The organism is Thiomicrorhabdus sp. Kp2, from assembly GCF_000478585.1.
Taxonomy (GTDB): Bacteria; Pseudomonadota; Gammaproteobacteria; order Thiomicrospirales; family Thiomicrospiraceae; genus Thiomicrorhabdus.
In genome coordinates this window covers 489,279-506,848 of the sequence record NZ_ARWI01000001.1, presented here as the reverse complement: position 1 = coordinate 506,848, position 17,570 = coordinate 489,279, and the positions used below count along the sequence as shown (strand labels likewise).

The window sequence follows — 17,570 nt, the reverse complement described above, 5'->3', positions numbered from 1 at the left end:
AGAGTAAGGGGTTAAGAGATGGCAAAAATGTACGATAGAGATTTAATTGGCTATGGACAAACAGTACCTAAAGTGTCCTGGCCTGGTAACGCTAAAATCGCAGTACAATTTGTTATTAACTATGAAGAAGGTGGCGAAAACTGCATCCTACATGGTGATAAAACCTCTGAAGCTTTTCTTTCTGAAGTTGTAGGAGCATCGGAATGGCCTGGGCAACGCCATATGAGCATTGAGTCGGTTTATGAATACGGTTCACGAGCTGGGTTTTGGCGTTTACATAAACTGTTCACTCAACACAAACTACCAGTAACCGTTTTTGCAGTTGCAATGGCAATGCAACGTAACCCAGATATTGTTCAAGCGATGCTTGAGGCCGACTGGGAAATAGCCTCACATGGTTATCGTTGGATTGATTACCGCAATATTCCAGAAGCGGTTGAAAAAATGCATATTCAAAGAGCATTAGAAATACACTCTAAAATGACTGGGAAAAAACCAGCGGGTTGGTATATTGGTCGCAATAATGAGCGCACACGTAGTCTTATTTTAGCCCAAACTACACCTTTATATGATGCTGACTCTTACGCAGATGACTTGCCTTACTGGGTTGATAATCCAGTGACTAAAGAAGCCCAACCCCATTTAATTGTTCCTTATACCTTAGATGCAAACGATATGCGTTTTGCAACGGCTCAAGGCTTTAATTCGGGTGAACAATTTTTTCAATATTTAAAAGATTCTTTTGATGTGCTGTATGAAGAGGGTGCAACTGAACCCAAAATGATGTCAATTGGACTGCATTGTCGATTAATAGGCAGGCCTGGTAGATTTGCCGCACTTAAACGTTTTGTTGAATATATTCAATCAAAACCCGACGTTTGGGTTTGTACCCGTGAGCAAATTGCCGAACACTGGCATCAAAATCACTATCCATCACCAGAATAATAAATTTATATATTTTCATATTTTCAAAACTAATCGTTGGCAACGGCGTCAGCATTAACTAACTCATTATTAAAAATTAGATTAACGGAGAGTTTCTCATGAAATTAAAAATGTTTTTCGCCGCTGTTTTAGCTTGTACAAGTATGACTTCTTTTGCCGATACATCAATAAAGTTTACCTTAGATTGGAAATTTGAAGGCCCAGCCGCAGCCTATTTAACAGCAATTGATAAAGGCTTTTATAAAGAAGAAGGTTTAGATGTATCAATCGATTCGGGTAAGGGGTCGCTAGATGCAATTCCTAAAGTAGCCTCAGGAACATATGAATTTGGATTTGCGGATATTAACTCTTTAGTTAAATTCAAAGACCAAAACCCTGATTCTAAATTGAAAGGGATATTAATGGTTTATAACAAGCCACCGTTTGCCATTATTGGTTCTAAACAGACAGGGGTTTCAACGCCAAAAGATTTAGAAGGTAAAATTCTAGGTGCGCCAGCTCCTGATGGTGCTTATGCACAGTGGAAAGCATTCACTAAAGTATCGGGTATTGATTCTTCAAAGGTTGAAATAAATAACGTTAGTTTTGCGGTTCGTGAATCAATGCTTGTACAAAAACGTGTTGATGCAATTGCTGGTTTCTCATTTTCGTCGTTTTTAAATTTAAAGAAAATTGGTCTTGCGCCAGAAGATATTAATGTCATGTTAATGGCGGATCACGGACTAAAACTTTACGGAAACACCCTAATTGTTAACCCTGAGTACGCTGAGAAAAATCCTGATGTAGTTAAAAGCTTTATTAAGGCGACTATAAAAGGTTGGAAGTACACTATTGAACACCCTGATCAAGCAATTAAATCGGTAATGGCTAAAAACCAAATTGCAAAAGAAGCGGTTGAGTTAGAGCGTTTACAAATGTGTATTAACGATAACGTAGTTACTGATGAAGTAAAAGCAAAAGGATTTGGTGGCGTTGATTATGGGCGTTTATCTGAATCAATTGAGCAGATTGGTTTTACATACGATTTTAAAAACAAGCCTACTGCAGAATCAGTATTTACTGAAGCATATTTACCGGCGAAATCAGAACGAGAAATGTAAAGTATGTCAGATTTTATTCAGCTAGAAAAAGTTTCTTTAAGCTATAACGGCTCAGAGAAACTTGAAGATATGGCTATTCATGAAGTCGACTTAACTATAAAAAAAGGGAGTTTTACCGCTGTTGTCGGTCCAAGTGGCTGCGGTAAATCAACTATGATGAAACTCTTGTCGGGGCTACAAGCCCCAACTTTGGGTTATGTTTTTATGGCAAATAGAGAAGTGAATGGCCCTGTTTCTGGGGTGGGAATGGCGTTTCAAAAATCGACCTTACTGCCTTGGCGTAATATCATTGATAACGTGTTGTTACCTTTTGAAGTCAGCCCAGACTATGAACGTCAATATCGTAGAAATAAACAAGCGTACATAAAAAAAGCGACAGAACTTCTTGCGCAAGTTGGCTTAAAAGGTTACGAGGAAAGTTTTCCTTGGGAGTTATCAGGGGGAATGCAACAACGTGCTTCAATATGTCGTGCCTTGGTGCATGAGCCAAGCTTACTAATTTTAGATGAACCTTTTGGTGCTTTAGATTCATTCACCAGAGAAGAGTTGTGGATTATGTTAAGTGAACTTCAAGCAGCAAAAAAATTTACTGTGCTTTTGGTTACTCACGATTTAGAAGAAGCCTCTTATTTAGCGGATGATATTTACGTTATGTCTACCCGTCCAGGACGAATTGTTCATCATGAACAAGTGTCATTTGAAAGGCCAAGGTCAATTGATATTCGTTATGAAGCAGAGTTTACCCATTTAGTTCAAAAATTGCGTGGGTTCATTAAAGCGGCGAAGGAGGCGGCATGAAAAAAACCGCTTGGTCAAATTTAACCGAATCAAAAACCTATGAGTACGGTGCGCCGATTGCTATTTTTTTATCAGCTATCGCTATATGGCAGTTAGTGTGTATGGTGGGAAATATCCCAGAATACTTTTTACCATCACCAATACGAATCTTACAGGCGATGATTGAATATCAAGATGCGCTTATTCATAACGGCTGGCAAACATTAAAAACCACCATTATTGGTTTTGCTATTTCAGTGGTTTTTGGTGTTGCAGTAGGGGCTTTAATAGGAAACTCTAAAACCCTTTATAACGCACTTTACCCGCTATTTATTGCCTTTGAAACCGTTCCAAAAGTGGCTGTAGTACCTATTTTAGTTTTATGGTTTGGAATTGGAACAACCCCTGCAATTTTAACCGCATGGATTATTTCATTTTTTCCAATTGTTGTGAATGTTTCAACTGGCTTAGCGACTCTTGAACCAGAAGTGGTTGATGTAATGCGCGCTTTAAAAGCGAGTAAACGTCAAATCCTGTTTAAGGTGGGTATTCCAAATACATTGCCGTATTTCTTTGGTGCGTTAAAAATATCAATCACGTTAGCTTTTGTAGGTTCTGTTGTAGCCGAAACCGTAGCTGCAAACGCAGGCGTTGGTCATTTAATGCTTTCAGCTCAAGCTAACTTTGATGTACCACTTGTCTTTGCAGGCCTGGTTGTTTTAGCTTTAGAAGGTTTAGCCATGTATACAATTTTTGCCATTATGGAAAAACGCATGACTAAATGGGCTTTTAGAAATTAGCTAATAAACCGAAACTAGTTAATTACTAGAAACTAGCCCAATATTTGAGATGAAATTATGACCTTAGATCAACTTAACGCACTCTCTCTTAAAGAGTTTATTGAGGTAACAGAGCCCCTATTAGAGCATTGTGACTGGGTCTTACCTAGCTTAGCTAATAGTAGACCATTTATAAATCTAGCTGATATGCAAAATAAATTAGCCATATCGATATTAAATGCATCTACCAAAAACCAAATAGATGCTTTGAGAATGCACCCAAAACTAGGCGTTGGCAAAGCCGAACCAGGCTTTTCGCAATCGGAACAAAAGCAAGCGGGGTTATCTAATTTATCTTCAGAAGAGCTAGCTTTATTTCAAAAGCTTAATCTATCCTATGAAAATAAGATGGATTACCCTTTTGTGATTGCGGTTACGGGAATGTCAAAAGATGAGATTCTCTCAAAAATGGCATTAAGAATAGAAGGGGAAAAAGAAAAGGAACTACCCATAGCGATTTTTGAACTGATTAAAATCGCTCAGATTAGAGTCGCAAAACTGTTTAATGAATAGCGTTAGTTAAGCTAACGCTTTCAAACTTTAAAATCAGGCGGGTATTAACTATTCGTCAGCATGTTTAGAAATAGGCTTAACGTAATCGAGTTCTAAATCCCAAGGAAAATAAATCCAAGTTTCTTGCGGAACTTCCGTAATAAAATTATCCACTAAAGGTCGGCCTTCAGGCTTAGCATAGACCGTTGCAAAATAAGCGTTTGGCAAACGTTCACGTACAAATTTAGCTGTTTTGCCAGTATCTACTAAATCATCAATCAATAAAAAGCCATCGCCATCTGTTGTTGCCGTAACATCATTTAACACCTGTGGTTCACTAATCTCTTGATGGCTGTAAGTTCTTACAGAAATTGTATCCACCACACGTATACCCATTTCACGAGCAATAATCCCCGCAGGAATCATTCCACCACGAGTAATAGCAATAATGCCATCCCATTTCTTATCAAGAGCAAGTAACTCATGCGTTAAAGCTCTGCAATCTCTATGCAGTTGATCCCAAGATATGATGTGTTTTCTTATTTGATTACTCATAAATAACTCTTTTTTAAATTTTTATAATTATACCGCAATAGATGTATTTCAAGAGGTTGAAGAGAGGTATATATGAAAATTATAAAATGAATAAAATATGAGTTAGAGTTCTATGAGTCTTATATTGGTTTCAGCTTGGGTTTTATTTAGGATTTTTGGGTTGTGTTGGGCATAAAAAAACCACCAAAAAAGGTGGTTTAATTATTATTTGGTGGAGCTGGGGGGAGTCGAACCCCCGTCCGCGAAGCCGCCATCTAAAACTCTACATGTTTATTTGGTCTATTCGTTTAACTACAATGCTTCCCGGCCAGCAGGGAACACATTAAGCGAGTTTGTGAAGTTTGATGCTAAGTACCCAAACACGTACTTAACACGGTTCTATGTAATATGATACAGCGTCAGGGGCCATAGACAACTTTCCTGGGCTGCACTAGCGGCCTAAGCTGCTAGAGCGTAGTTATCGTCGTTTGCAACTATAACAAAGTTGAAATAAAGATTTACGTGCATCATTCAGGCACGACATGCATCTCAAATTTTGTACTCCCCGTCGAAACCAGTACAGCCCCGAATTTTTTTCTGTCAAGCCGATGTTTTGGCTAGGCAGAGGGAATATTCTTTAAGTTGGAGTATTATTGGGGGTGAATTAAAATAATTCAAGGGATGGAGGTGAATAAAAACTTAAAAAGAGGTTATTTGTGTGATTAAACAGATACTGGCTAGCTTATTTGCACTTGTTTAAAAATTTATCGCACATCGCCTTTTAAAATCCTTTGTTTATCACGGTTCCAGTCACGTTCTTTCATGGTGGCACGTTTGTCATGTTGTTTTTTACCTTTGGCTAGACCAATGGCTAATTTAACTTTACCTTGTTTCCAATAGAGCTCTAAGGGGACGACGGTTGAACCTTCAATATCGACTAAACCACGCAGGCGGTTAATTTCACGGCGGTGTAAAAGCAGTTGGCGAGTGCGTAATGGGTCGTGAAAGCTGTGGGTAGAGGCGGTCATTAGTGGTGTGATTAGGGCTCCAAATAACCAGGCCTGGTTATCTTTAAACATGACATAGCTTTCGCCTAACTGAATTTTACCTGCACGTAGGCTTTTAACTTCCCAACCTTCTAAGCTAATACCCGCTTCTAGCGTGTCTTCAATAAAGTAGTCAAAACGGGCTTTTTTATTGAGGGCGATGGTATTTTCTTTATTGAATTTTTTCTTTTTTGCCATGATGTTTCTTTAGGTAATGTTTTTTGTTTAATATGGAGCTCATTCAACTGAATGCGCTCTGAATTCTGTTTGGCATTATACCAGGCCTTTAAGCGATTGCGGATAGGCTTATTTTAGTTGGCGATTGGTGATGCAAAAATCCATCACTTCTTCTGGAACGAAATCGACCATTCTTTGTGTGTTGAGTTGAAATTGACGTGTGTGGTCTTGATTGCTTTCTAGGGTAAATGTTATGTTTTGTTTTTGCTGAATTGCTTGGTTGAGTTGTTTAAAGAAATCAGCGGCATCATCAGGCGTTGATTCAGGTCTAAAACTGGGCATCTCTTTAAAGGTGAATGAGTAAAATAAACTCATGCCTAGTTCTCCGGGCTGGATTTTTTGTTCTGTTTTAAACAGGTTGGTTAGATGGTTTTTTTGACCTCCAACAGAGAGCTTGTAACTATTTGAATCACCACCTGCTTGCACTTTCATTCTTTGTTTATCGTCATAAACGTAGCCGTGTTTGGCAAATTTATCAGAGGCATTGGGAAGTTCCCCATATTCCATTAAGTTTTTTTCTAGCTCGGTGTATTGCAGGCTAAAGTTGGTGAAAAAGGGTTTGCAGCGCATGAAAAAAGCCGCTTGTTTTCCATAATTTGGTGGAATATAAAGTACAGTGGCTTCAGTGATTTTTTCGCTAAAATCATTGGCTTGGTATTTAACAACCCAGCTATCGGTTATAAAAGGGCTAGATTGAGAAGGGTTTTCAATTAATTCCTCTTTTTGGGCATAACAAGGTGATAAGCTCAAACTGATGATTAGGCCGACCGCAACTTGAACCGTTTTGCGTTGCGTTTTACATTGCGTTTTGCATTGTATTGGTAATAGAGGCTTTTTTAATGATTGAATCACAGTATTCTCCTTTGCTCAGCGTCACTGATATGAATAATTATTCTAACACTCCGTTTAATGAATCGGGCTTTGTTATAATACAGCCCTTAAATTAATGCCTTTAAATGTTTTAGAGAGCGCTATTTATATAGTCAATAGCTAAGTAAAAAGTATTTAAAAGCGAAACGCTCACCAAATAACCGATAATAAATACATTACATGATGAAAAAAATTGCTCGCACGGCACTATTGCCATATTCTGCTCAACAAGTTTATACCTTAGTAAACGATGTAGAATCGTACCCTGAATTTTTACCATGGTGTGGTGGTTCTGAGGTGAGTAATCGTTCTGACTATGAAATGGAGGCCAGTGTAACCATTGCTAAAGCAGGTATTAAACAGACGTTTAAAACGCGAAATCATTTAGTGCCTGGTGAGCGTATTGAGATGCATTTGCTTGATGGACCATTTAAATCATTGCGTGGTGAGTGGGAATTTAAAGTGTTAGATGTCGACGCCTGTAAAATCATTTTTGAAGTTGAGTTTGAGGTGAGTAATGGCCTTTTAAATATGGCGATTGGACCGATTTTTGAGCATATTGCGAGCACAATGGTCGACTCATTTTGTGAGCGTGCCAAACAGATTTATGGATAAGAGAGCGTTGTAAATGGCTGATACGATTCAAATAGAAGTGGCCTATGCTTTAGAAGAGGTTCAGTACCTGTTTTCTGAGCAAGTAGAGCAAGGAACAACAGTTGCACAAGCTTTGGAACAATCAAAGTTGCTACAAGAGTTACCAGGCCTGGTAACCGACAAGGTGGGTATTTTTGGAAAATTAGTCACACCTGATACTATTTTACGAGAGGGCGATCGCATTGAAGTCTATCGCCCATTAAAAGTTGACCCCAGAGACCGACGTAGACAGAAAGTAGAAGAAGAGCGTAAAGCGGCAAAATAACTTTTTGGCTTTGTAATATAAAAAAGGCTTGAATAACCATGAGTTATTCAAGCCTTTTTATTGTGTGGCATTCAAAGAGTAAGCGCTTCTAGATTTGAGTGAGGCTAAAACCAGTCTAAACCTAAAAAGGAGTCATCTTCTTTTAAAGTCACTTTTTGATCTTGTTCTTGCCAACTATTGAGTAGTTTGTCATTATCAAATTTCAATACGATATGTACGGCATTGTTTTTAGTTTGAGAGTTCGATTCTGAGCTGTAGTAAATATACTCCCAATGAGAAGGGTCAAATGGATTTTGTCCCATTGGAGGGCCTAATAGCTCTCTGACCTGTGATTGCGTTAACCCTTCTTGCAGTAATTTTAATGACTCTTTGGTCATTACGTTACCCTGAGTTAATGGCGCTTTGTAAGGTTCTAAATAAGAACAACCTGATAATAAGCTCAAGCTGAAAACTCCAGCTAAAATAATTGAGCGTGAGCGTGCTGTAGAAGTAAGAGATGTGTTTGTTTTAGACATGCTTTCCTCAGAATCAACAGTGCCCTTAGTTAAGGATTGTGGGGCATTTTTCTGTAAAATCATTATTTCTATTTAAATGTTTAGTGACTGTAATTTAAGGTATTATACACACTATTCTGGCTGTGCACCTTTCGTCATATCAATTTAATTTAATCATTTTATGGCGTAACAAAAAACCAGTTTTAATGGGTGGTGTATTAGGCAATTTAATTAATAATTAAACGATAACTTATTGATTTAAATCAGAAATTAAGAGGAAGTTATGAGCGGAGCAGAACTCAAGAAAGTCGGGTTAAAAGTGACTTTACCAAGGCTTAAAATTTTAGAAATTTTAGAAAAATCGGGTGAAGAACACCACTTAACGGCTGAAGACGTTTATAAAATTCTTTTAGAGCAGGGTGAAGAAGTGGGTTTGGCGACCGTTTATCGAGTGCTTACTCAGTTTGAACAAGCGGGCATTGTGAGACGTTTAAATTTTGAAAATAACATCTCAATTTTTGAACTCGACACAGGTGATAACCACGATCATTTAGTTTGTTTGAAGTCTGGACGTGTTAAAGAATTTGTTGACCCTGTTATTGAAGAGCGCATTCAAGAAATTGCCAAAGAGAATGGTTATGATTTGTCGGGCCACAGCTTAGTCATTTATGGAACCTTACCCAAAGAGTAGTAGGTTGGTGTAGCTATATTTTGCGGGATGGCAATAGTTAAAGGGGAAAATAGCCCCTTTTTTGTTGCCTAGAGATTGGCAAAACCGTTGTTTCTTTAATCGGTTTTACTTTGTGCAACCTCTAACATCTCTTTAGCGTGATTTAAGGTTTGCTCGGTAAGCGTTAGGCCTCCAAGCATTCTCGCTAACTCTTCCACCCTTTGTTCTGAGCTTAGTTTTTTAACCTCTGTGGTGGTGGAATCATTAAGTGTCTGTTTGGCAATATGTAAATGACTGTGTCCATGAGAGGCCACTTGTGCCAAGTGAGTAATCGAAAATATCTGTTTGTCTTTACCCAGTTGTTGCATTTTTTGCCCAACCACTTCGGCAATGCCGCCACCAATACCCACATCGACCTCATCAAAAATAAGCGTTGGCAGTTGAGCGACTTCTGATGTAGCAACCTGAATCGCCAAACTAATACGTGATAACTCGCCACCCGATGCCACTTTAGCCAGCGGTTGTAAGGGTTGGCCTTTGTTGGCAGTGACATTAAAAATGACTTTATCTGTACCATTGGCATTAGGTTGTTCAGCATCACTTAACGCTACCTCAAACAGACCATTGGGCATGCCTAATGTTTGCATACCTTCAGTGACAATTTTTGATAGGTTTTTAGCCGCTTTTTGGCGTGATTTTTTGAGTAAATTGGCTTGTTCTTGGTAATCTAACCAGGCCTGGTTAAGTGCGATTTTTAAGGTTTCTAAAGAGGCGTCTGACTGTTCTAAACGCTCTAAATCACTCTGTATTTGTTGCTGTTTTTCAACCAGTTGTTCGGCTTCAATATTGTACTTTTTAGCAATACCAAATAGGGCAGATAAACGCTCTTCAACGTTTTGTAGTTGTTGCGGATCTAACTCAATGTGTTCTGCGTGGTGCTGAATTTCAGTGGCCGCTTCTTGCACCTCTATGACACTACTATTCAGCTGGGTAATTAAACTTTCTAAACTTGGGCTAAATTCAACAATGCTTTCTAAAGCGTGAATCGCTTGATTTAATGAATCCACCGCACCTTGTTCTTCTTCAATTACCACATAGGCTTTTTCGCAAGCCAGTTTGATTTCACTGGCGTGTGAAAGCTGGCTCTGTTCTTCAGATAGCGTTTCAAACTCACCCTCTTGCGGATTAATTTCATCAAACTCATTTTTTTGAAAACTTAGCAATTCAAGCTTACTTTGGTAATCAGCCTGTTCTTCTTCAAGTTGCTTGAGCTTGCGTTTCACCTCTTGCCACGCTTTAAAGGCGTGTTGAGTTTGAGCTAAGTTTTTTGGATGGTTGGCGTAAGCATCCAATAAATCTAGCTGTTTATTGCCCGATAATAAGGTTTGGTGTTCATGTTGACCATGAATATCGATTAAAAAACTACCTAAGGTTTTAAGCTGATTGGCCGCCACAGGATAGCCATTAATATAGGCTTTTGATCGCCCTTCAGAGGTAACGGTACGGCGTAAATAACAAGCGGTTTCATCATCTAACTCTTGTTCTTGCATCCAGTTTTGTACGTGCGGTAATTTTTCAATTTCAAATAGGGCGGTTACGTCAGCTTTGGGTGTGTTATGGCGAACCAAAGAGCTGTCGGCACGTTCGCCCAAGGCCAAACCTAAAGCGTCTAATAAAATAGATTTACCCGCACCCGTTTCACCCGTTAACGTGGTAAAACCGCTATTAAATTGCAGTTGAAGTTTTTCAATTAGGGCGAGGTTTTGAATAGAGAGTTCTTGCAGCATAGTCGGCGTTTTATTTCACATTATGGGTTTTACCAGGCCTGGTGTTTTTATAATTTACCAGGCCTGGTTGTTTAGGTTGCTTGCGATTATATCGGAAAAAGTGCAAATGCAAAAACCATTAATTGTTATGCCAATAAAGCTTATAAAAGAAGGCATTGGAGCAGCTTAAGAAAGCTTGTCACCCCAATGTAATTTAGCTCTTAATAGTTCAAAATGGTCGTGGTTTTTTGGGTGTAATAAACGCAGGTAGTGTTCATTACGTTTTACAAAGGTTTGGTGTTTTGGTGAGATGTCATGGGTGATTTGTCCATCACAAATAATTTGTGCCGTTTTATCGCAATACTCATGAGCGCGCAGTTCTACAGTGCTACTGCTATTAATCACATATGGGCGGGTGCTCATGGTGTGTGGGTTAATAGAAACCAGGGTGATGGCATCCACGTTTGGGTCTAAAATCGGCCCACCTGCCGATAACGCATAAGCGGTGGAACCCGTGGGTGTTGAAATAATCATACCATCTGAACGTTGGCTGTTTAAAAAACGTCCATCTACAAACGTTTCAAATTCAATCATTCGTGGAGAGTCGGTTTTATGAATCACCACATCGTTAATCGCTCTTTCTTGAAAAACCAGTTCGCCATCTTCATAAACGCTTACCTGCAGAACATTACGCAGTTCTTCTTGATAAACGCCAGACAAAACCTCTTCCATGGTTTCAATCATATCATCGGCCGAAATATCGGTTAAAAAGCCTAATCGCCCTAAGTTGATGCCCAAAATTGGCACATCATTATCGGTAATGCTTCTGGCCACATCTAAAAACGTACCGTCACCGCCAACCATAATCGCCAAGTCAATTTTACCTTTGAGTTCATCACGCTCTAGTAACTCAACACTACCGTGTTTTGGAAATTTTTTGCAGGATGGCTTATCCAAATACACCGTGCGAGACTTAGTGTGAAGGTAGTCGATAAGCGTTTCAATATTTTCCCAACATTGATTGCCTGTGTATTTGCCAAATATTCCGATTGATTGAAACATGTTTGTTAACTCGTATGTAATCTCAGCTAAGCTCAAGACGTAATTAAATATTCTCTAAGACCTTGAATAACTGTGTCTTGTTCATATAATTTAGCAGTCTACCCTAAAGAGCTCTGTAATGCTAAACGACCGTTCACAATTATTATTTAAAAATCTCATGGGATTATACCTTAACGACGGTAAGCCGGTAGGGTCAACAACACTGGCTAAATTGCCCGATATTGGTTTAAGCTCAGCCACGGTTCGCAATGTCATGGCAGACCTTGAAAAAATGGGCTTGATTCACTCGCCACACACCTCGGCAGGGCGTGTGCCTACCGATAATGGTTACCGTTTATTTTTAGATTCCATGCTCACTTATGAGCCACTCTCGCAGCAAAAAGAAGCCTCAATTCGTAATGAATTGTCTGTTGGTTTAAATCAAGATGCCTTGTTTGAGAGTGCCTCAAAAATATTGTCTGGCATTACGGGTATGACCAGCTTGGTATTAATGCCAAATAAACAGCAAGAAATTCTCAAGCATATTGATTTTATTCAGTTAGGTGCAAACCGAGTATTAGTGGTATTAGTATTTAATGACCAAGACGTACAAAACCGAATTATTGAGCTAGAAAAACCCTTTAGTGGTGACGAACTCCAGCAAACCGCCAACTACCTAAATGAACACTGTTTGGGTAAAAATTTAGCCGAAGCCAAATCATTTTTAATGAATAGAATGGATACAATCCGCTCTACCACCAATGATTTTATGAGCTCGATTGTGCAAGCCACCGACTTTGTTTTAGAAAGTCAGCTAGCGCAAAAAATGCCGTTTTTAGTGTCTGGTAAAACCAACTTACTCAACTATCAAGAACTTGCCAGTTCAGAAAAGTTAAAAGCCCTTTTTAACGCATTTGAACAGCACAATGAAATGGTTACCCTGCTCGATAAAAGCATGCAAGCCCAAGGTGTACAAGTGTTTGTAGGGCACGAGTGCGGTAATGAAATCTACCAAGACTGCAGTATTATCACCACACCCTACGAAGTAGAAGGCGAAATTCTAGGCGTGTTAGGCGTAGTAGGCCCAAGCCGAATGAACTACCAAAAAGTCGTACCACGTGTTGATATGACCGCAAAAATTCTAGGCTCACTGCTTAAAAAGTAACTTAAAAAGTTGCTTTCTTTTACATTACTTAATCGAATTGGAAGCAAGTAAGGGTATTTCAAAAAAGTCACTGTATGCCCAATTAATACACTTCGTTATTGCGAGCCATCGCAATTTCTTAAGTTTATTTTGATAGCTGCTATTAGTTTATTCATGGTCTTTAAATAAATAGCTTTACGATTTACCAGGCCTGGTAGATTGTTTATCTTTTATCTTTTATTTTTTCTATTATTGCTCTGCTTCAAGCAGGTTGTTTATACAGACTTGATTGCGTCCAGCTTTTTTAGCGGCGTATAGAGAGTGGTCAGCGGCTTTAAATAGAGTTTGGTAGTTTAGTTCTATGTTTTCTGGGTTTTGATTGAGGTTTTCTAGTAGTTCGACCAGTTGTAATGCAATTTTTTTATCATGACAGGCTAGCCCGATAGAGCAGGTTACTGCAATACCTAATGGCTTGGCTTCTGCTACTTGTTGGCGAATGGTTTCGGCTCGTTGTAGGACTTCTTGATTGTTTAAGTCTTTAATAATGACAACAAATTCGTCACCACCATAGCGGGCAATGATGTCGTTTGCATGGCCATTGTTTTTTAGAATCGAAGCAACGGTTTTGAGTATGGTATCGCCAGCAGAGTGTCCCGTTTTGTCGTTAATCTCTTTGAATTGATCAATGTCTAATAACATCAAGGCAATCGATTCATTTTTAGTGAGTGCTGATCTGACTAGATTTTCGCCATACTCATCTAAAAAGTGGCGGTTATTAATGCCTGTTAGCGAATCGATATTTACTTTTTGGTAGAGTGCAGCTTGTTGATCTAATAGTTCGTCGCGTGCCCGTTTGCTCATAATGAGGTTAATGGCTCGTGCTAAAAAGTCGGTTTCATTAAAGGGTTTGGCAATAAAGTCGCCCGCACCGTGTTTAAGCACATACACTTGGCGTAATAAATCGTTCCACCCTGATACGGCCAGAATAGGAATGTCGCGTATGCGTTCATTGCCTTGACGAATTAGGTTGATTAGACCAATGCCACTGACTTCACCTTCTAAAACCAAGTCTGTTACGACGATATCGAACGATGCTTTAGTTTTATCTAAAATTTCGGCGGCTTCTTCGCCACTTTTAACGTGTGTCACTTTCCAGCCTGCCGATTGCATAATATGGCTGGTAAAGTCTGCGGTGCTTTGGGTGTCTTCTACATAAAGAACACGAGCGGATATGTTAAGTGTGGCATAAAGCATTAAGCTATGCAGCGCACGTTTTAGCGTTGGAAAATCGGATTTAATAAATACTTCGGTAAAGCCAGCGTCGTAGGCTTGGCGTTTAAAATCGGGCGAATGATTTGAGGTGAGTAAAAATTTGGGCGTGTTGCTTAAGATTTTGTTGGACTTTAGTTCTTTTAGAAATGTAAAACTGTCCATGTCTCCAAGTTCATGTGCTATACAAATGGCAGAAGGAGTGTGTTTTTTTAAATAAGCTAAAGCATCGCTTCCCTTAGTGGCCTCGGTGATTTGTGTATCTTCATTACTTAAAGTGAGCTTGATAACATTACGATAACTGTTGGATGGATCGACAATAAGTATATTCATAAAGATGAGAAGTGGCTTTGCTAATTTGCTAAAAGGGGTACTATCTTAAAGCCAAATGCATCTATCAACAAGCATGATATTTTGGTGAGTGTTTGGGTTTATTACCAGGCCTGGTAAATTGTTTTTAAAAAAATTTATTCTTTGCCTTGAATTACCCAAAACTATCCCTTATAAATCCCCCGACTAGAAATTTACTGGAGATACCCATGTCTGAAAAAGAGCAAAAAATGAATGATGACGCAAATGTAGAAAACGTTGAAGCCCAAACAGCGGAAGATGCGGCTCAGCAAGCGGATGAAGCATTAGAAAATGCACAAGAAGCAGTTCAAGAAGATATTGCGGCTTTATTAGCAGAGGCACAAGCGGAAGCGGAAAAGCATAAAGATTTGGCAATGCGAGTACAGGCAGACATGGAAAACCTACGCCGTCGTACTCGTATTGATGTGGAAAGCGCACATAAGTATGCATTAGAAAAATTTGTAAACGCATTATTACCTGCCATGGATTCTATGGAGATGGGAATTGATGCCGCTTCTAAAGAAGAGGCGACTTTAGAGAGTATTCGTGAAGGGGTTGAGATGACGTTTAAGCAGATGCTTGATGTTCTGCAAGAATTTAATGTTGAGCGTGTCAACCCAACGGGTGAGAAGTTTGACCCTAACTTGCATGAAGCCTTAACCATGATTCCATCACCAGACCATGAAAGCAATACGGTGGTTGATACGATTCAAAAAGGTTATACGCTAAATGAACGTTTAGTGCGTGCGGCACGTGTAATTGTGGCCCAGTAAATCTTTTTATGAGGTGAATTTGTTTGTGTTTAGTGAAGTTAAAAGAAAACACGGCAAAAAACAGAAAAAAAGTGGTTTTTAGACTTGAAAGCTTTTTTAACAGCCTTATATACAAGTCAACTAAGTAAAACAAACATATTAAATTTAAAGTATTAACTTATATTTTCAGGCCGCTAAACGCTTTAATTTAAAGCTATTACACCCCGCAAGGGGGTATAAAGGCCTGGTAAATCTAAGTTTGCAATTTGGAGAAAATCAAATGGCTAAAATTATTGGTATCGATTTAGGAACAACAAACTCGTGTGTTGCGGTAATGGAAGGGAAAGAAGTAAAAGTTATTCCTAACGCAGAAGGCGCACGTACAACTCCATCGATTGTGGGTTATACAGCAGACGGTGAAGTGTTGGTGGGTGATTCAGCAAAACGTCAAGCGGTAACAAACCCAGAAAACACATTATTCGCAATCAAACGTTTAATCGGTCGTCGTGCGGATGATGCGGTTGTTCAAAAAGATAAAGACATGGTTCCTTATGCAATCGTTGCCGCTGATAACGGTGATGCATGGGTTGAAGTAGCAGGTAAAAAACTGTCTCCACAAGAAGTATCTGCACGTACTTTAATGAAAATGAAGAAAACGGCTGAAGATTATCTTGGTCACGAAGTAACTGAAGCGGTTGTAACGGTTCCTGCTTACTTCAATGACGCTCAGCGTCAAGCAACCAAAGATGCGGGTAAAATCGCAGGTTTAGAAGTGAAACGTATTATCAACGAACCGACTGCGGCAGCGCTTGCTTACGGTATGGATAAAGCGACTGGCGACAGCAAAATTGCGGTATACGATTTAGGTGGTGGTACATTTGATATCTCTATCATTGAAGTGGCTGATCTAGATGGTGAGAAGCAAGTAGAAGTACTTTCTACAAACGGTGACACTTTCTTAGGTGGTGAAGATTTCGATAACGTAATCGTTGACTACATTGCTGAAGAGTTTAAAAAAGATCAAAACGTAGATCTTAAATTAGACAAGTTGGCTCTACAACGTGTTCGTGAAGCAGCTGAAAAAGCGAAAATCGAACTTTCTTCACGTGACCAAACAGACATCAACTTACCTTACGTAACAGCGGATGCGACTGGTCCTAAGCACTTAAACATGAAAATTACTCGTGCTAAGTTTGAATCTCTAATCGAAGCATTGGTTAAACGTTCAATTGAGCCTTGTAAAATGGCGCTTAAAGATGCTGGTCTTTCAGCTTCTGAAATTGACGATGTTATCTTGGTGGGTGGTTCAACTCGTGTACCAATGGTTCAAGCAGCGGTTAAAGAGTTCTTCGGTAAAGAGCCTCGTAAAGATGTAAACCCTGATGAAGCGGTAGCCATGGGTGCAGCAATTCAAGGTGGTGTACTTTCTGGTGATGTAAACGATGTGCTTCTTTTAGACGTGACTCCTCTATCTCTAGGTATTGAGACTATGGGTGGTGTTATGACTAAACTAATCGAGAAGAACACAACGATCCCAACACGTAAGTCACAAGTATTCTCTACAGCAGAAGATAACCAAAATGCAGTAACAATCCACGTTGTACAGGGTGAACGTGAAATGGCGTCTGGTAACAAGTCGTTAGGTCAATTCAACCTAGACGAGATTCCAGCGGCACCACGTGGTACACCGCAAATCGAAGTAACGTTTGATATTGATGCCAACGGTATTTTAAATGTATCGGCTAAAGATAAGAACTCAGGTAAAGAGCAACACATCACAATCCAAGCCTCTTCTGGTCTAAGTGACGAAGAAGTAGAAGCGATGGTTAAAGATGCTGAAGCACACGCTGAAGAAGACGCCAAAATGAAAGAGCTTGTTGAAGCACGTAACCAAGCCGATGCAATGGTTCACGCAACCAATAAAATGGTAGCAGACGCAGGTGATGCGGTAGATGCAGCTGAAAAAGAAGCCGTTGAAACAGCAATCAAAGCGGTTGAAGAAGCCATTAAAGGTTCTGATAAAGCAGCGATTGAAGAGTCAGTCACTAAGCTTGGTGAAGCAAGCCAGTCAATTGCTCAAAAGGCACAAGCTAAACAGCAAGCGGGTGGCGATGCAGCGCAAGAGCAAGGTTCAGCAGACAATGCAGATGACGATATCGTAGATGCAGAGTTTGAAGAAGTGAATGACGATAAGAAATAATTTATAACATTCATATCACACCCATAAGATGCCAACTCTGCGTTGGGAAATGATCACGTACTATTTGTACGCTCACATTTCTCCGCCTTGATTTGACAACTTATGGTCGCAATCTGTAATGCTA

The 17,570-nt window shown here is 39.4% G+C and carries 18 protein-coding genes and 1 other RNA gene; 11 read left to right on the top strand and 8 right to left on the bottom strand.

From position 1 onward, the window contains the following. Positions 1–18: 18 nt before the first annotated feature. The 5 genes from puuE (at position 19) to uraD (ending at position 4,174) form a co-directional block, all read left to right on the top strand. A complete protein-coding gene (puuE, locus tag A379_RS02400) occupies positions 19–945 on the top strand; it encodes an allantoinase PuuE (protein ID WP_040725473.1) in 927 nt (308 codons plus the stop codon). A 98-nt stretch (positions 946–1,043) separates the two neighbouring features. Continuing rightward, complete coding sequence (locus A379_RS02395; protein ID WP_040725472.1) at positions 1,044–2,045, top strand: ABC transporter substrate-binding protein; 1,002 nt, start codon at positions 1,044–1,046, stop codon at positions 2,043–2,045. Positions 2,046–2,048: 3 nt separating this feature from the next. Next, on the top strand, positions 2,049–2,843 hold the full coding sequence (locus A379_RS02390; RefSeq protein WP_040725470.1) for an ABC transporter ATP-binding protein: 795 nt from the start codon (positions 2,049–2,051) through the stop codon (positions 2,841–2,843). Next, on the top strand, positions 2,840–3,622 hold the full coding sequence (locus A379_RS02385; protein ID WP_040725468.1) for an ABC transporter permease: 783 nt from the start codon (positions 2,840–2,842) through the stop codon (positions 3,620–3,622). The genes A379_RS02390 and A379_RS02385 overlap by 4 nt, the downstream gene beginning before the upstream one ends. Positions 3,623–3,679: 57 nt before the next feature. Beyond that, complete coding sequence (uraD, locus tag A379_RS02380; RefSeq protein WP_040725467.1) at positions 3,680–4,174, top strand: 2-oxo-4-hydroxy-4-carboxy-5-ureidoimidazoline decarboxylase; 495 nt, start codon at positions 3,680–3,682, stop codon at positions 4,172–4,174. Positions 4,175–4,222: 48 nt separating this feature from the next. Here uraD and gpt read toward each other — a convergent pair whose 3' ends face one another. From gpt to A379_RS02365, 4 genes are all read right to left on the bottom strand, one after another. Continuing rightward, entirely contained in the window at positions 4,223–4,708 is a 486-nt protein-coding gene (gpt, locus tag A379_RS02375; RefSeq protein WP_040725465.1) for a xanthine phosphoribosyltransferase, read from the bottom strand. A 209-nt stretch (positions 4,709–4,917) separates the two neighbouring features. After that, positions 4,918–5,274: a transfer-messenger RNA gene (gene ssrA / locus A379_RS12910) on the bottom strand. Between the two features lie 177 nt (positions 5,275–5,451). Continuing rightward, positions 5,452–5,931: an SsrA-binding protein SmpB gene (gene smpB / locus A379_RS02370; RefSeq protein WP_040725463.1), complete on the bottom strand. Its 480-nt coding sequence runs from the start codon at positions 5,929–5,931 to the stop codon at positions 5,452–5,454. Between the two features lie 108 nt (positions 5,932–6,039). Beyond that, positions 6,040–6,822 (bottom strand): hypothetical protein, encoded by a 783-nt coding sequence (locus A379_RS02365; protein WP_040725460.1) that lies wholly within the window; start codon positions 6,820–6,822, stop codon positions 6,040–6,042. Positions 6,823–7,020: 198 nt separating this feature from the next. On the opposite strand from A379_RS02365, the gene A379_RS02360 reads away from it, so the two are divergent. Next, a complete protein-coding gene (locus A379_RS02360) occupies positions 7,021–7,455 on the top strand; it encodes a type II toxin-antitoxin system RatA family toxin (protein WP_040725458.1) in 435 nt (144 codons plus the stop codon). Between the two features lie 13 nt (positions 7,456–7,468). Next, positions 7,469–7,759: an RnfH family protein gene (locus tag A379_RS02355; protein WP_040725456.1), complete on the top strand. Its 291-nt coding sequence runs from the start codon at positions 7,469–7,471 to the stop codon at positions 7,757–7,759. Between the two features lie 104 nt (positions 7,760–7,863). Here A379_RS02355 and A379_RS02350 read toward each other — a convergent pair whose 3' ends face one another. Next, positions 7,864–8,274 (bottom strand): outer membrane protein assembly factor BamE, encoded by a 411-nt coding sequence (locus A379_RS02350; protein ID WP_198525643.1) that lies wholly within the window; start codon positions 8,272–8,274, stop codon positions 7,864–7,866. A 262-nt stretch (positions 8,275–8,536) separates the two neighbouring features. Here A379_RS02350 and fur point away from each other — a divergent pair, with 262 nt between their 5' ends. Next, positions 8,537–8,944: a ferric iron uptake transcriptional regulator gene (fur, locus tag A379_RS02345; RefSeq protein WP_040725454.1), complete on the top strand. Its 408-nt coding sequence runs from the start codon at positions 8,537–8,539 to the stop codon at positions 8,942–8,944. 95 nt (positions 8,945–9,039) lie between these two features. Here fur and recN read toward each other — a convergent pair whose 3' ends face one another. Both recN and A379_RS02335 read right to left on the bottom strand, forming a co-directional pair. Continuing rightward, entirely contained in the window at positions 9,040–10,710 is a 1,671-nt protein-coding gene (recN, locus tag A379_RS02340; RefSeq protein ID WP_040725453.1) for a DNA repair protein RecN, read from the bottom strand. Positions 10,711–10,875: 165 nt separating this feature from the next. Further along, positions 10,876–11,751: an NAD(+) kinase gene (locus A379_RS02335; protein ID WP_040725450.1), complete on the bottom strand. Its 876-nt coding sequence runs from the start codon at positions 11,749–11,751 to the stop codon at positions 10,876–10,878. 118 nt (positions 11,752–11,869) lie between these two features. Here A379_RS02335 and hrcA point away from each other — a divergent pair, with 118 nt between their 5' ends. Continuing rightward, positions 11,870–12,895, top strand: coding sequence for a heat-inducible transcriptional repressor HrcA (hrcA, locus tag A379_RS02330; protein WP_040725448.1), 1,026 nt, complete (start codon positions 11,870–11,872; stop codon positions 12,893–12,895). 228 nt (positions 12,896–13,123) lie between these two features. On the opposite strand, the gene A379_RS02325 is transcribed toward hrcA, so the two are convergent. Beyond that, positions 13,124–14,476, bottom strand: a complete 1,353-nt coding sequence (locus A379_RS02325) for a diguanylate cyclase (protein WP_040725446.1) — start codon at positions 14,474–14,476, stop codon at positions 13,124–13,126. Positions 14,477–14,682: 206 nt separating this feature from the next. Between A379_RS02325 and grpE the strand changes: the two genes are divergently transcribed. Beyond that, positions 14,683–15,267 (top strand): nucleotide exchange factor GrpE, encoded by a 585-nt coding sequence (grpE, locus tag A379_RS02320; RefSeq protein ID WP_051144933.1) that lies wholly within the window; start codon positions 14,683–14,685, stop codon positions 15,265–15,267. A 259-nt stretch (positions 15,268–15,526) separates the two neighbouring features. Further along, positions 15,527–17,446 carry a molecular chaperone DnaK gene (dnaK, locus tag A379_RS02315; RefSeq protein WP_040725444.1) on the top strand — a complete coding sequence of 640 codons (1,920 nt, stop codon included), beginning with the start codon at positions 15,527–15,529 and terminating at the stop codon, positions 17,444–17,446. Positions 17,447–17,570: the final 124 nt, after the last annotated feature.